Annotated in this window: 15 protein-coding genes; 6 read left to right on the forward strand and 9 right to left on the reverse strand. The window is 41.1% G+C overall.

All coding sequences use genetic code 11. From position 1 onward, the window contains the following. The first annotated feature begins 9 nt into the window (after positions 1 to 9). The gene (locus CWC02_RS02640; RefSeq protein WP_054552663.1) at positions 10 to 1,143 is read left to right on the forward strand and encodes a PilT/PilU family type 4a pilus ATPase; all 1,134 of its coding nucleotides are present in this window, start codon (positions 10 to 12) and stop codon (positions 1,141 to 1,143) included. Between the two features lie 67 nt (positions 1,144 to 1,210). Here CWC02_RS02640 and ruvX read toward each other — a convergent pair whose 3' ends face one another. The 6 genes from ruvX to CWC02_RS02670 form a co-directional block, all read right to left on the reverse strand. Beyond that, positions 1,211 to 1,660, reverse strand: coding sequence for a Holliday junction resolvase RuvX (ruvX, locus tag CWC02_RS02645; RefSeq protein WP_054552662.1), 450 nt, complete (start codon positions 1,658 to 1,660; stop codon positions 1,211 to 1,213). Between the two features lie 20 nt (positions 1,661 to 1,680). Then, positions 1,681 to 2,238: a YqgE/AlgH family protein gene (locus CWC02_RS02650; RefSeq protein ID WP_054552661.1), complete on the reverse strand. Its 558-nt coding sequence runs from the start codon at positions 2,236 to 2,238 to the stop codon at positions 1,681 to 1,683. A 24-nt stretch (positions 2,239 to 2,262) separates the two neighbouring features. Beyond that, positions 2,263 to 3,216, reverse strand: coding sequence for a glutathione synthase (gene gshB, locus CWC02_RS02655; protein ID WP_054552660.1), 954 nt, complete (start codon positions 3,214 to 3,216; stop codon positions 2,263 to 2,265). Positions 3,217 to 3,284: 68 nt separating this feature from the next. Then, on the reverse strand, positions 3,285 to 4,019 hold the full coding sequence (rsmE, locus tag CWC02_RS02660) for a 16S rRNA (uracil(1498)-N(3))-methyltransferase (RefSeq protein WP_138616276.1): 735 nt from the start codon (positions 4,017 to 4,019) through the stop codon (positions 3,285 to 3,287). Positions 4,020 to 4,081: 62 nt separating this feature from the next. Continuing rightward, a complete protein-coding gene (locus CWC02_RS02665) occupies positions 4,082 to 4,549 on the reverse strand; it encodes a hypothetical protein (RefSeq protein WP_054552658.1) in 468 nt (155 codons plus the stop codon). A gap of 28 nt (positions 4,550 to 4,577) precedes the next feature. Continuing rightward, complete coding sequence (locus CWC02_RS02670; RefSeq protein WP_054552657.1) at positions 4,578 to 5,471, reverse strand: DUF350 domain-containing protein; 894 nt, start codon at positions 5,469 to 5,471, stop codon at positions 4,578 to 4,580. Positions 5,472 to 5,543: 72 nt separating this feature from the next. Here CWC02_RS02670 and glnE point away from each other — a divergent pair, with 72 nt between their 5' ends. After that, entirely contained in the window at positions 5,544 to 8,330 is a 2,787-nt protein-coding gene (gene glnE, locus CWC02_RS02675; protein WP_138616278.1) for a bifunctional [glutamate--ammonia ligase]-adenylyl-L-tyrosine phosphorylase/[glutamate--ammonia-ligase] adenylyltransferase, read from the forward strand. Here the strand turns inward: glnE and CWC02_RS02680 are convergent. From CWC02_RS02680 to tolC, 3 genes are all read right to left on the reverse strand, one after another. Continuing rightward, positions 8,327 to 8,902, reverse strand: coding sequence for a TcpQ domain-containing protein (locus CWC02_RS02680; protein ID WP_054552655.1), 576 nt, complete (start codon positions 8,900 to 8,902; stop codon positions 8,327 to 8,329). The two genes, glnE and CWC02_RS02680, sit on opposite strands and share 4 nt — an antisense overlap. 59 nt (positions 8,903 to 8,961) lie before the next feature. Continuing rightward, positions 8,962 to 9,888 (reverse strand): LpxL/LpxP family Kdo(2)-lipid IV(A) lauroyl/palmitoleoyl acyltransferase, encoded by a 927-nt coding sequence (gene lpxL, locus CWC02_RS02685; protein WP_054552654.1) that lies wholly within the window; start codon positions 9,886 to 9,888, stop codon positions 8,962 to 8,964. A gap of 104 nt (positions 9,889 to 9,992) precedes the next feature. Next, on the reverse strand, positions 9,993 to 11,333 hold the full coding sequence (gene tolC / locus CWC02_RS02690) for an outer membrane channel protein TolC (protein ID WP_054552653.1): 1,341 nt from the start codon (positions 11,331 to 11,333) through the stop codon (positions 9,993 to 9,995). 150 nt (positions 11,334 to 11,483) lie between these two features. Here tolC and CWC02_RS02695 point away from each other — a divergent pair, with 150 nt between their 5' ends. Genes CWC02_RS02695 through CWC02_RS02710 form a run of 4 tightly spaced genes read left to right on the forward strand, consistent with a single transcriptional unit; the run spans position 11,484 to position 13,898 of the window. Beyond that, a complete protein-coding gene (locus tag CWC02_RS02695; protein ID WP_054552652.1) occupies positions 11,484 to 12,116 on the forward strand; it encodes an NUDIX domain-containing protein in 633 nt (210 codons plus the stop codon). Between the two features lie 9 nt (positions 12,117 to 12,125). Then, positions 12,126 to 12,584: a DUF1249 domain-containing protein gene (locus CWC02_RS02700; protein ID WP_138598894.1), complete on the forward strand. Its 459-nt coding sequence runs from the start codon at positions 12,126 to 12,128 to the stop codon at positions 12,582 to 12,584. After that, positions 12,571 to 13,353, forward strand: a complete 783-nt coding sequence (locus CWC02_RS02705; protein ID WP_054552650.1) for a metallophosphoesterase — start codon at positions 12,571 to 12,573, stop codon at positions 13,351 to 13,353. The genes CWC02_RS02700 and CWC02_RS02705 overlap by 14 nt, the downstream gene beginning before the upstream one ends. Next, positions 13,338 to 13,898 (forward strand): YqiA/YcfP family alpha/beta fold hydrolase, encoded by a 561-nt coding sequence (locus CWC02_RS02710; RefSeq protein WP_054552649.1) that lies wholly within the window; start codon positions 13,338 to 13,340, stop codon positions 13,896 to 13,898. Before CWC02_RS02705 ends, CWC02_RS02710 begins: the two co-directional genes overlap by 16 nt. Positions 13,899 to 13,922: the final 24 nt, after the last annotated feature.

Raw genomic sequence — 13,922 nt, forward strand, 5'->3', positions numbered from 1 at the left:
CTATATAAAATGTCTTTACCTTTAAATCATTTTTTGCAAGTCATGATCGACAAAAAAGGCTCTGACTTGTTTGTTTCTAGCCAACTGCCAGTCAGTGCAAAAGTAAACGGTGAATTAATACCTTTAAGCGATGAAAAACTCTCAGATGAGGATTCACTCGCTTTGGTCGAGTCAGCAATGAACGACAAACAGCGCAAAGAATTTCATGACAGTAAAGAGTGTAACTTTGCGATTGCTACTGATGAAGGTCGTTTCCGTGTTTCTGCTTTTTGGCAACGAGACAGGGCTGGAATGGTTATTCGCCGTATCGTAACACAAATTCCTGATGTGAATGAACTTGGTTTGCCATCAACGTTAACCGACGTGATTATGGCAAAACGTGGCTTAGTGCTATTTGTAGGTGGTACTGGTACGGGTAAGTCAACCTCGCTTGCTGCGCTTCTAGGTTATCGTAACCGCAATCAACGTGGTCATATTCTTACTATTGAAGATCCTATCGAATTTGTGCATGAGCACCGTAAAAGCATTATCACTCAACGTGAAGTTGGTCTTGATACAGAAAGCTTTGAATCAGCGCTGAAAAGCTCGTTGCGTCAAGCACCTGATGTGATCTTAATTGGTGAGATCCGCTCACAAGAAACCATGGAATATGCACTCAGCTTTGCCGAAACTGGTCACTTATGTGTCGCAACACTGCATGCGAACAATGCCAACCAAGCCATTGACCGTATCATGCATTTGGTGCCTAAAGAAAAGCACGATAAGTTAAAGTACGACCTTGCACTAAACCTTCGCGCCATTGTTGCTCAGCAGTTGGTGCCAACTGCCGATGGGGAAGGGCGTGTCGCTGCTATCGAAATTTTGCTTAACTCACCCATGGTGGCAGAGCTTATTAAAAAAGGCGATATCGGTTCTATTAAAGAGACTATGGCTAAATCGAAAGAAATGGGCATGCAGACCTTTGACCAAGCATTATTTGAGCTTTATAAACAGCGCCGCATTAACTATGCTGATGCGCTGCACCATGCTGACTCGCCAAATGACTTACGCCTAATGATTAAGCTACAAAACAATGAACAAAAAGGGGCTGGTTTCTTACAGGGTGTGACTATTGATGGCCTGGACGAAAAAGGTAAATCTTAGTTAAAACAAAAGGGAATTACATGCCAGCACTGTCTGTGCTGGCACTCTTTAAATACGTTGAAGGCGCCTACTCACCATAAAACTGCTCAAAAAAGCTTTCTAAAATAATCACAGCAGACATGTTATCAACATTACCTTTGCCGAGGTTTCGGTAGCCACCTTGTTCGAATAAACGCGCTTTTGCGTCTGCGGTGGTTAGTCGTTCGTCTTGCGTTTCAACCGGTATAGCAAAGTGGTTGTGTAAGCGGTTAGCGAACTTCTTAGCTTTAAAAGTAACTTCTTGATTGGTGCCATCCATATTAAGCGGTAAACCAACCACCATTAAATCGGGTTGCCACTCGTCCACTTGTTTTTTAATTAGTTGCCAATCTGGAATACCATCTTTCGCTTTTACAGCTTGTAAACTTGATGCTGTTCCTGTGAGTTCTTGACCAATGGCAATACCAATACTTTTGGTGCCAAAGTCAAAACCCATTACGGTGCGTTCACCGAGTGCCTTAAACGTTCGTTTTGTCATAGTCTTAAAAATTATAAATGTTAAGCATGGCCTGCTTCAGAGCTTAATTGACCGACATCAAAACCCAGCATCGAAACCGCTTTTTCCCAACGTTTTTCAACAGGTGTATTAAAGATGATCTCAGGGTCTGCTTTGATAATTAACCATGAATTCTCCAGCAGTTCTTGCTCTAACTGTCCTTGATCCCAACCAGCATAACCCAATGTGATAATAAATTGTTCTGGTGCTTCACTCGTTGTTAGGCTTGCTAACACATCCTTTGAAGTGGTGATCATAATATCACTGCTGAGCTTTTGACTCGCTGCATAACCAGGCTTTGGTGAGTGCAAAACAAAACCGCGATCGGTTTTTACAGGCCCGCCAGCATATACAGCTAAGCCTGCTGCTTGTTTACTTTTATCGTTATCAATTTCGATTTTATCGAGAAGCTCGCCCACGGTGATATTGATAGGCTGGTTAATTACCAAGCCCATCGCACCATCTTGGTTGTGCTCACAAATATACGTAACAGCACGCTTAAAAAAAGGGTCTTGCATGCTTGGCATTGCGATTAAGAAATGGTTCTCTAATGACTGCATAGGTCGCCCCTTTTGTTGTTTAAATTAAGTATGGCTTAGTTTTCTTTCAATGGCATCAAATAAGTGACCAGTGATTGAAATGTCATAAGCAGCTTCAATCTCTTTTACACACGTTGGCGCAGTGACATTGATTTCAGTTAAACGATCGCCAATGATATCTAGACCAACAAAAATAAGGCCTTTTTCTTTCAGTGTAGGTGCAACAGCCTCTGCAATTTTACGGTCTGAATCACTAATTGGACGTGCTTCACCTCTACCACCTGCTGCCAAGTTACCGCGCGTTTCGCCATTTTGCGGGATACGCGCTAGGCAGTACGGCATTACTTCACCATCAACCACAAGAACGCGTTTATCGCCTTGCTTGATTTCAGGGATATAATTTTGTGCCATTGCAAAACGACTACCATGCTCGGTTAATGTTTCGCAGATCACACCAATATTGGCATCATCTTCTTTAACTCTAAAGATAGAAGCACCACCCATACCATCAAGGGGTTTTAAAATAATATCTTTATGCTCAGCTAAAAATGCACGAATGTCTGCTTGGCTACGTGTTACTAAAGTATCTGGCGTATGTTCGCTAAACCAAGCCGTGAATAGCTTTTCATTGGCATCGCGTAAGCTTTGCGGCTTATTGATAACCAGCGTACCAGCTTGCTCAGCACGCTCTAAAATATAGGTAGCGTAGATGTACTCAGTATCAAAAGGCGGATCTTTACGCATTAAAATAACGTCTAAATCAGCTAAAGCAATGGTGGCTTTTTCTTCTAATTCATACCAGTGATTAACATCATCAAATACACGGGCTTTGGCAGCTGTTGCATAGCCTTGACCTTGACGTAGAGAAAGGTCATCCATTTCCATGTAGTAAATTTCGTAACCGCGCTTTTGTGCTTCCATCATCATTGCAAAGCCAGTGTCTTTTTTAATATTAAAGCCACTAATTGGATCAGAGATTATGCCTAGCTTAATTGCCATATTTTTGCCTTAGAATCGTATGCCATACTGTGTTTTGTTACTTTGATATATGGGTATTTTTACTGTTTTCAATTCGCTAAATCGCCAAATTGCAATTGTAATGCGCTCAGTACCGTCAGAGCGGCTGTTTCTGTTCGCAGAACACGTGGCCCTAAGCGGATATCAACAAAGTCTTGCTGTTTAGCAATGTTAATTTCTTCATCGGTAAATCCACCTTCAGGACCGACTAAAAAGCGTACCCCTTCACTGGGGATTTGAATCGTTTTAATACTGTGCTCAGCACGCGGGTGCAAAGTAAGTTTAATCGCATCACTTGCTTGTTCTAGCCACTCTTTTATATCGATAGGCGGGTATACAACAGGCACAACGTTGCGGCCAGATTGTTCAGCCGCGGCAATTGCAATTTTTTGCCATTGTTGATGTTTTTTAGCAAGGCGATCGCCACTTAGTTTTACGCCACAACGTTGACTAAAAATAGGGGTGATTTCTGTAATACCAAGCTCGACTGATTTTTGAATAGTGAAATCCATTTTATCACCACGAGAAATACCTTGGCCTAAGTGAATCTTTAAAGGCGACTCAACATCATGATCAACAAATTCCTGTGGCTTAACGACCACGTTTTTTTTGCTCACTTCAATAATTTCACTGAGGTATTCACCTCCTTCACCATTAAAAATCGAGACCTTATCACCGACTTGCATGCGCAATACGCGGCCAACATGACCTGCGGCATCATCATCTAGTGCTACTGGGGTGTTTAAAGAAATCGCTGAAGGTTGGTAAATGTGTGGAACTCGCATGACTGTCACTTATCAATAAATTTAGCAATATGGTAAGTATACAGCGGCTTAGGTGCAATTATTTATTTTCTATTTAACTCTTCAGCTAACGGTAAAAGATCTGTCGTCGTTTCAGCGATAGTTGTTTGACAGGAAAGGTGATTTATATGGGCGCTGTCGGGGCAAGGCGCAAAGCTAAAACCTTGTTCTTCTTGTTTTACTAAATAACGTATTTTATGTAGGGAATTGTATATAAATTTTTGTGCATCATCCGCTAATTGGTAATCGGTTAAATTAATTAAAACACCTTTAATGTTGTGGTGTTCATGCAGGTAGCTGGCCAGTTCAGAGACACTTATTTCATTACTGAAGTCGCAATAACAGTAATCTTTTATTAATTCATCAAACATAAGTTTGACCATGTGGCGGCTATTTGCGCCTGCCACAACAAGCGTTGAGCCTTCAACGCTCGCAAAATAATGCTCAGTAAAGGCTCGGCTAAACTCATTGTCTATATCAACTAGTAAATAATCATTAACTTTAAAGGGCATAGAGTCTCACGGTACTAAAACTTCCGTATCAAATTGAAAACATACTAATAAGTAAATAGCCTATTGCGCCAAAAACGGCAAACTCAATACACGCAATACCAATATTATCTTGATGATCAACTTCAAGAGAAGTATCTATATTCGGTAAAGAAATATACTTAATAATGTAGCTCAAAATATAAAGTAATACCCACATAGCACCGCAATGAGATACCAAAGTGAATAAGTTTTCTACCATCTTACCACTAATAAATGATGCACTGGCAAGACCAGCATAACCGGCAAGAGCAAGGCCAATAGACTTACCCGCGTAGCGAATACCGATGGAAGTATTTTCTAGATTAAAATTACTTTGTAGCGATGCACCTTGGTTAGCTTTTGCAAAACGATACTCACGGATTTTACTATCAAGGGCAAACATACCTTGCAGTACAAAAAAGCTCACTGTGGCGATCAATAAGCTGCTATAGCCTTGGGTATGGCACCAGTTATAAAGACCAAGAGCAATAATACAGTTTGCGATTAGCATGCCTGAATCGACCAAGGCGGCGCAGACATTTTGCTTTAGAATAGCGGCTTCTTCATTAAAGCGATGCAAAATCCATTTACGATGAATTAAATGGCCTATTTTTATAAAAGCAAACAACAGCACAATGAGTAAAAGTACTTTTAGCGGATTAGATTGGGCTGCACTTAAGCTAATCTCATCAAATATATAAGCGATAGTTGCTATAACGACCATGATTTCGCTGGCAAAGCTTATTCCCATGGCAAAGTTATCATGTTGCGCAAGCTCTTCTTTAAGCGCTTGTTTTGCTTTGATTTGCGTTAGAATACGTAGCAGTACTATAGTGGCGCAGATTACAGCGAAACTAATAGCAATCGCGACTAAACTAGTGTTAGATAGTGATAAATATGACATGCAGGTCCCTGCTAAATAATTCTTTGATAATCATTCTAGTACGGTTATTGGCAAGTTAAAAGAGAGTATTTAATGAGTAATTTACACGCGCTTCCAGAGTCACTTCATCAGTTAGGCCAAACCCGCTTCGCGAGCTTGTATGAGGGGCAAACTGAACAACAGAAAATTATTAACTTGTTGTCCTTAAGCGACTTTGCGTGGAACTGTTTACAATCTCAGCCAAACTTAAAAGACTGGTTACTTGATGATAAGGAGCTTGCTAATCGTGCAGTTGAAGCTCCGTTAAGTAGTACAGAAATCAATGAGCTTGACGACAATGCTGCAATGGCAAAACTGCGTTTGTATCGAGAAAAGTACTGGTTGAAAGTGGCTTTTCTTGACTTGTGCTGTGCAAACCCAATCGCTGATAGCATCGCTTATATCTCAGCGCTTGCAAATCAGCTTATCGATAGTGCCAATCAGTGGGCGTTTGCGCAGGTAGCTAAAGTGAGTGGTATGCCGCTTGATGATGACGGTAATGCAATGCACATGTTAGTTTTAGGCATGGGTAAACTAGGCGGAGGAGAGCTTAATTACTCCTCTGACATTGATTTAATTTTTTCTTACCCTCGTGATGTTGCAACGCAAGGTGGGCGTCGCTCTATTGAAGCGCAGGTGTTTTATACCAAAGTGGCGCAAAAGCTGATTATGGCGCTTAATCAAACTACGGTAAATGGCCAAGTATTTCGGGTTGATATGCGCCTGCGCCCATTTGGTGAAAGTGGGCCTTTGGTGATGAGCTTTCATGCTATGGAAGATTATTATCAAGAGCAAGGACGTGAGTGGGAACGCTACGCCATGCTAAAAGGGCGATTAATCGGCACAGAAAACCGTTATTGGAATGAGTTTTATGAATTGCTACGGCCATTTGTTTATCGCCGCTATATTGATTTCTCGGTGATTGAATCGCTGCGTAAAATGAAGCAAATGATAGCTCAAGAAGTACGCCGAAAACGCCTTACAAACAATATTAAATTAGGCGCAGGGGGCATTCGAGAAGTAGAATTTGTGGTACAAGCGCTGCAAATGGTGCGAGGTGGTCGCGAAGCTAACCTGCAAACTCAGTCATTATTAGTTGCTTTAAAAGAACTGGTTAACAATCAGGTTATGTCCAACAAAGAGGCTGATTTACTTACACAAAACTATTTAGACTTACGTCAAATTGAGCAGTACTTACAGATATTTGCTGATAAGCAAACGCAAACCCTACCTGATGATGAATTAAACCAACAACGTTTATGTTATTTGCTCAATAAAGACGATTTTAATCAGTGTTTGTCTAGTATCGAGCAGATCATGTCTCAAGTCCATGGTGAATTCGAACAGGTGATTGGTTTTGAAAGTGAAACCAGCGACCCGTGTGAAAATGAGTACATCAGCGCATGGGAAATGACGGATGTTAGCCTGATGTGTGAGCCGAACCTTGATTGGCAAGCTGCATTGGAAGATTTTAAGGCGCGTTTAACTAAGGCGAAGGTTGGTAGTCGAGGTCGTGACATTTTAGATAAATTAATGCCGCTTTTACTTAAACAATTAACGATAGCAAAAGCGAGCAGTGACGCCTTTATGATGATCTGCCAAGTATTGAATAAGATCATTTCACGAACCGCTTATCTAGAGCTGTTGTATGAAAACCCTGGAGCCTTAAATCAACTGGTTGCACTATGTTGTCATAGTAAATGGATTGGCGAACATATCTCTCGTTACCCAATTTTACTTGATGAGCTGATCGATCCTCAGGTGCTTTATAAACCGACACCTTTATCTGCTTACAAAGATGAAATTAGACAATACTTCTTGCGCATTGAGCATGGTGATCTAGAGCTGCAAATGGAAGCTCTTCGTCAGTTTAAGCAAACGCATCAGCTACGCATTGCAGCGGCTGATGCAACAGGTGTACTCAGCGTGATGAAGGTAAGCGACCACCTTACAGCGCTTGCTGAGGCAATTGTAGAGCAAGCGGTCAATATTGCATGGCATGCGTGTGTTGAACGCTTTGGTCAGCCCGTTAATACGTCAGAGCAAGAAAAAGGCTTTGCGGTAATCGCCTACGGTAAAACAGGTGGCTTCGAAGTTGGCTACGATTCAGACTTAGACCTTGTGTTTGTGCATAACCACGATGGCAGCAGTTATACCGATGGTGATAAGTCGATTGATTCGCGTCAGTTTTATTTAAAACTTGCACAGCGCTTAATGCATTTATTTAATACTCGCACGGCGTCTGGTATTTTGTACGAGCTTGATACTCGTTTACGTCCTGAAGGGGCGTCAGGCTTACTGGCTATTAATTTAGAAAGTTACTACCACTATCAGCAAACTCAAGCATGGACTTGGGAACATCAAGCTCTCGTTCGCTCACGCATGATTTACGGTCAAGCATCATTAAAAGATCGTTTCGCGCGAATTCGTATAGATGTGTTATGCCAAACCCGTGATAACGAAAAATTAAAAACGGATGTTGTTGAGATGCGTGAAAAAATGCGCGCTCACCTTGCTAAGGGTAACGATGAGCTGTTTGATTTGAAGCAAGATAGGGGCGGTATTACAGATATTGAATTTATTACTCAGTATCTGGTGCTAAATAATGCTAAGCAACATCCAGAGCTAACGAGCTGGTCTGATAATGTGCGTATACTAGCCGATGCGGCGCGTTTAGGCTGTATTAGTGAGCAAATGCAGCAAGAGTTAGTGGCTGCGTATATAGCCTATCGTTCACGTTATCATGTAATGAGTTTGAATCAGCAGGGGCGTTGTGCGCCACGTGCTGAGTTAACTCAGCATATCGACTTAGTTAGTCAGGCGTGGTTACAGGTGTTTTAGCTTTTTAAACGGCGGCAATTTTCACGTACATAAGCAGAGGGCAGCTCAGTGATCACAGCCGCTCTTTGCTTAAAACAAAAATAAGTGTAAACCTCATTTTCGAAATCATCGTTGATTGCTCGACCTACTTGATACAATGCAGAAACGAAGTTGCTATCAACTCGAAAGTGATCTTTTACTACGTAGTCTTTACTAAGGTACCAGTACAACACAATATCTTCATTTTTAGCATAATCAGATAATACATCTTTTAAAGTCGTGCCATTTTCAAAGCGACGAGGTTGTATATCTCCGGTCCAGTTTGGCGATGAAGGCTCAACGACTTTTTCACGCTCAAATAGTGCGACATCTAGACTAGTTTCAGGTGTCGGTAATTTAAGAACATATTTATCTCGCTCGTTATCTTTGTCATTGACCTGATTTCGAAGGGCTGAATAAAAGCGTGATAGACCTTGGGCCGCTGCATTTTGAGTATTTTTGATATCTAATACGGGACCGCTGCCAAATAAAAAATAAATAGCAGCAGCAATCAAAATGACAGCTAATGATAAATGCTTAACCCAAAACCACATTTCTAATACTCTTGTTGTTAATTAGCTTAATAAAACCATACATACAGCAAAATGTCACTCTACTTGTAATAAGAAGGTGCATTCTTATCTGGACGAGTTTTAAAGCGGCGATGTAGCCACATGTACTGCTCAGGAGCCACGTTTATTGCTTGTTCCATACGCTGGTTAACGCGTGTTACATCAGCAAGGTTATCGCCACTAGGGAAATTTTCTAAAATAGGAAGCACTTCTAGATGATAGCATCCATTCTCATCACGACGACTCGTTAAACTTACGGTTTCGCAGTTCTTACTATTGGCAAACAGCAGTGCACCTGTAGTTGTTGCTGTATCTTTTACCGCATAAAACGGTGCAAACTCGCAACGATTACGGCCATAGTCTTGATCTGGCAGGTAGTAACAAACCTTCTTGTTTTTGAGGGCTTGCAGTAGGCCTTTGACATCTTTTTTACCGATTAGATATTCATTAGAGCGTAAGCGACCATTGGTAGTAAAATACTCCATTAGAGGATTATTATGTGGGCGATAAAAACCAATACCTTGGTGCTTTAAGCCCATTACCCGACTTGCCATTTCAAGGTGTAAAATGTGTGGAACAAGAAGCAAAACGCCTTTGCCTGATTGCTGAATTTGCTGAAAATATTCTAACCCTTTTATCGAGCCATACACTTTTTTAACTCGCCACTCGGGCCACCACCAAGCCATGCCGGTTTCCATCATCGCAATACCGGTATTTTCCATATTTTTACGAACTAGTTCGCGTTGTTCATGCTCTGGCATTTCAGGAAAGCACAAACGAATATTCACCTCAGCAATATGGCGACGACGTTTCATAAAACGGTGTACTAGGCGGCCGAGCAGTTTTCCAAGCGCTAGTTGCAATTTATGTGGCAACCAAGAGATAAGATATAAAAAGAAAATGCCAACCCAAGTTAACCAGTAGCGAGGGCCCAAAAAAGACGCTTTAAACGGTGATGAACTAACCACAAAAAAATCTCTAAAAATAAAAAAGCTAGTTTAACTGTAAGTGTTTAAAAATACAAAAAGCCAGCGCTAGGCTGGCTTTGTTGGTATAAGTTTCGAAGAAATACTTAGATTTCTTTTAAACCTTGGTTAATAGCAATAAGGTCTTCACTAGTTAGTGTACCAGCAGCTTGTTTCAAGCGAAGTGTTGAAACAACATAGCGGTAACGAACATTTGCTAAGTTACTTTTTGCGTTATATAAGTTTTGCGTGCTGATCAATACGTCAACGATAGTACGTGTACCAACTTCAAAGCCTGCTTCAGTTGCTTTAAGTGCACTTTCTGCAGAAACAACAGCTTGTTGTAAGGCTTTATACGTGGCAATGTCAGACACTACTTGGTTATATGATGTAATAACCGAGCGAGTTACTGCACGTAAACTTGCTTCTAAATCTTCACTTGCGGCAACATAAAAAGCGCGAGCTTGATCTGTTGCTGCAGTTGTAGCACCACCTGAGTAAATCGGTAGGCTAAAGTTAACGCCAATTTTAGCGCTATCTTCACGAGGTTGATGTGAGTTGCTATTTAGATCGGTTAGGCTGTCACCGTAAGAAGCACTTAATGTTAGCTTCGGATAGTGACCCGCTTTTGCTAAATCAATTTGATCTTTTGCAATATCAACCGTTACTTTAGAAACTTGCAGATTTAAGTTGTTGTCTTCAGCAATTTTGATGTACTCAGACGATTGTTTATTTGGCGCAACAGTTGAAAATGTATCTGTATTCAACATGTCTAGTTTTGCGTGGTATTTACCAGTAATTTCGCGAAGTTGCTCGCGCGCTGTTTCAACACTGTTCTTAGCAACAATTTCTTGTGCAACAGAGTTATCATATTGAGCTTGTGCTTCGTGTACGTCAGTGATTGCTGTTAAACCTACCGCATAACGCTCTTTAGTTTGTTGCAATTGGCGCTCGATGGCACGCTTTTCTGCTTGAACAAACTCAAGGTTATCGATTGCACTTAGTACGTTGAAGTAACCCTCAGCTACACGAACGATTAGATCTTGGCGTGCAAAATCATACTGAGCGTCTGCTTGTAATGCTTGCTTATCAGCAATACCTAGCGAGTTCCAAGCGCCTAAATCAAATAGTGTTTGGTTTAGGCTAATACCACGGCTGAAAACATCAGGATCGTAATCATAACCAGCATAACCTGTAGTATCATTACCCTCATAAAGATCAGACTTGGTTGTTTCATAACCAAGGCTTAAGCCAATTTGTGGTAATAGTGCACTTAACGCGCGATCACTTTCATAAGCTTGCGCATCTGCTTGGGCTTTTGCTTTAAGTACGGTAGGATCGTTTGCTGTAGCAATCTCGTAAACTTGTAGTAAGTCTTCAGCATAACTAGCTGTTGCAGTCAGTGCGCTTGAAAACCCGATCAGCGCAGCGAGTAGAGTTTTTTTCATTGTTCGTTCAGTCCTTAGACAATTTTGTACTATCACCATGGTACTCTTTTTTAATGAATAACCAAAAAAAAATTACGTAAATCTGCATGTCCAAGTGTAACAGAATATAATTGGTCGTAATTTTTGCTTGCAGTGTAAAGGAAATAAAGGATGAAAATATCAGCAATCTCACAATTTAACCATGATGACATAGAGTTAAAGCCAATTGAGCGTGTTTATAATGGTTTCTTTAAAATTAATATCTATCGCTTTCATCATGCCTTGTTTGCGGGTGGTAAATCAGTAGAAGTTAAACGTGAAATTTTAGAGCGCGGCCATGCTGTTGCTGTACTTCCTTATGACCCTAAAACTGACCAAGTTTTATTAATTGAACAAATTAGAATCGGGGCACTCGCATCAAAGCAGTCACCTTGGTTACTTGAGTGTATTGCAGGCATGGCTGATGGCAGTACTGATTATGAAGATGTTGCCAAACGTGAAGCATTCGAAGAAGCCGGTATTGAGCTTAACGAGCTGGAATTTATGATGTCGTATCTTTCAAGCCCCGGCGGCACCACTGAACGTTTGTATTTATATTTAGCGCGCACTGACTTAGCAGGGTATCAAGGCGGTATTTTTGGCCTTGATAATGAAGATGAAGATATCAAAACTCATGTAATGTCATATGATGAAGCTATGCTGCGCCTAGAACAGGGTGAAATAGATAATGCAGCGACAGTTATCTCATTACAGTGGTTAGCACTGAATAAGCAACGTATACTGTCTGATTGGAAAAACTCATAGGGGATTATTTTGTCGTACGTCAGTGCCCAGCAGCGTTATATTCAAAGCTTACCTAAGTACTTAACTTTGTGTGAGCATAATTACGTGCGTGCGCTAAAACTATTACCTAATGAGCGACGTATAGGTCAGGAACGTAAAGTGCAATTAGGGCACAGCACTTTTGCGGTTAAAGTTGACGATACAGCAAAATACACCACAGATATTTCTATCAGACAAGAAGCCGGTCATTTGCCTTCGGTTAAGCCTTTGTATTTAACTGTGCGCATGTATCATGATGCGAAAGTAGCCGAAATCGTGCATCATGATTTTCATCAGCGCATCAAGCCTTCCTATGCTTACCCTAATCCGAATATGCACCAAAAAGATGAAAAATATCAGCTTAACGCCTTTTTGTATGACTGGCTGGTGGCTTGTGTTGAAAACGGCCGAGCAGTTTTAAATTGGGATGTAAATAATGGCTTGGTTTAGTGACGCCTTCCATTTTGATAAAACAGCACTGAAAGTTGCCCACATCACTGATTGCCACTTATCAAAAGACATCCATGGTGAATACTTTAGCGTGAATACGGCAGCGTATTTTTCACGCTGTTTAGAAGCGATTGCTGAATTAGATGTGGATTGTGTGGTATTTGGTGGAGATTTAACACAAGATCACAGCAACGATTCTTATCAGCTTTTTGCTAAATTAATAGCAGACTCAGCGCTCAGTTGTCCGGTGTTTTGGCTGCCGGGTAATCATGATGAACTTGCTGAATATGAAAAGCTTATAAGCCCGCAAATTTTAAACAATAAACGCATTACCTTTTTAGGTGGGCAGTTGCTGTTAGCTAACTCAAAAGGCCCGACGCCGGCCGGCTGGGTAACACAAACGCATTTAGATGAATTAAGCCAAGCGGTAGGGCAGGTTCAAAGTGTGGTGTTTTGTCATCATAACCCGCTGCCTATTCAAGCCTATCTAGATAAACATATGCTAGAAAATGGCCCGCAATTTTTAAATACCTGCGTCAATACTGAGCAGTGTGTAGGGGTATTTCATGGTCATGTGCATCATGAGTACACGCAAAATTACCGTAACCTTAGTGTGTATGCGACACCGGCCTGCTCAATACAATTTAGCAAACACACGATGGCGTGGCAGCAAGAAGATTTGGGCCCCGCATTTCGACTCATCGACTTAATAATTGATGAGCAACAAAGCTTACTGCTAACCACGGATGTAGTATGGCTAAACGAGTAATTTATATTCATGGCTTTAATAGCTCTGAGCAATCTTACAAAGCTGTTCGTTTTGGTGAGCACATGGCGCAATTTGATGTCGATTATCAGGTGCCGCGATTAACTCATGAGCCATTACATGCAATTTTACAATTAGAACAACTGCTAAATGATGATACTGTATTACTAGGTAGTTCATTAGGTGGTTTTTATGCGACCTATTTGTCGCAACGTTATTCAATACCCGCGGTAGTCATTAACCCTGCGGTTCGCCCATTTGAGTTACTCGGTAACTATTTAGGGGAAAATTATAACCCGTATCAAGATAGTCATTATGAACTTGGTACTCGTCACATGGATGCATTGCGCAGTTTATATTTGCCGCAATTAGACACCCCTTCATTGATTTATTTGCTACAGCAAACGGGCGATGAAGTACTGCCATTTCAGCAGGCGGTTAAATATTATTCTCAGTGTAAGCAACACGTTGAATTTGGAGGCGATCATAGTTTTATCGGCTTCGAACAAACCTTTGCAAGTATTGTAGATTTTCTTAAAATCACGTAAAACATAGCTAAGCGCATAAAAGAT

Source organism: Pseudoalteromonas sp. S2721, from assembly GCF_005887425.1.
Taxonomy (GTDB): domain Bacteria; phylum Pseudomonadota; class Gammaproteobacteria; order Enterobacterales; family Alteromonadaceae; genus Pseudoalteromonas; species Pseudoalteromonas simplex.

Bases quoted from the DNA above. Each gene is read 5' to 3' on its own strand.
- CWC02_RS02640 (WP_054552663.1), top strand. From the start codon at position 10: ATGTCTTTACCTTTAAATCATTTTTTGCAAGTCATGATCGACAAAAAA.
- ruvX (WP_054552662.1), bottom strand. From the start codon at position 1,660: ATGACAAAACGAACGTTTAAGGCACTCGGTGAACGCACCGTAATGGGT.
- CWC02_RS02650 (WP_054552661.1), bottom strand. From the start codon at position 2,238: ATGCAGTCATTAGAGAACCATTTCTTAATCGCAATGCCAAGCATGCAA.
- gshB (WP_054552660.1), bottom strand. From the start codon at position 3,216: ATGGCAATTAAGCTAGGCATAATCTCTGATCCAATTAGTGGCTTTAAT.
- rsmE (WP_138616276.1), bottom strand. From the start codon at position 4,019: ATGCGAGTTCCACACATTTACCAACCTTCAGCGATTTCTTTAAACACC.
- CWC02_RS02665 (WP_054552658.1), bottom strand. From the start codon at position 4,549: ATGCCCTTTAAAGTTAATGATTATTTACTAGTTGATATAGACAATGAG.
- CWC02_RS02670 (WP_054552657.1), bottom strand. From the start codon at position 5,471: ATGTCATATTTATCACTATCTAACACTAGTTTAGTCGCGATTGCTATT.
- glnE (WP_138616278.1), top strand. From the start codon at position 5,544: ATGAGTAATTTACACGCGCTTCCAGAGTCACTTCATCAGTTAGGCCAA.
- CWC02_RS02680 (WP_054552655.1), bottom strand. From the start codon at position 8,902: ATGTGGTTTTGGGTTAAGCATTTATCATTAGCTGTCATTTTGATTGCT.
- tolC (WP_054552653.1), bottom strand. From the start codon at position 11,333: ATGAAAAAAACTCTACTCGCTGCGCTGATCGGGTTTTCAAGCGCACTG.
- CWC02_RS02695 (WP_054552652.1), top strand. From the start codon at position 11,484: ATGAAAATATCAGCAATCTCACAATTTAACCATGATGACATAGAGTTA.
- CWC02_RS02705 (WP_054552650.1), top strand. From the start codon at position 12,571: ATGGCTTGGTTTAGTGACGCCTTCCATTTTGATAAAACAGCACTGAAA.
- CWC02_RS02710 (WP_054552649.1), top strand. From the start codon at position 13,338: ATGGCTAAACGAGTAATTTATATTCATGGCTTTAATAGCTCTGAGCAA.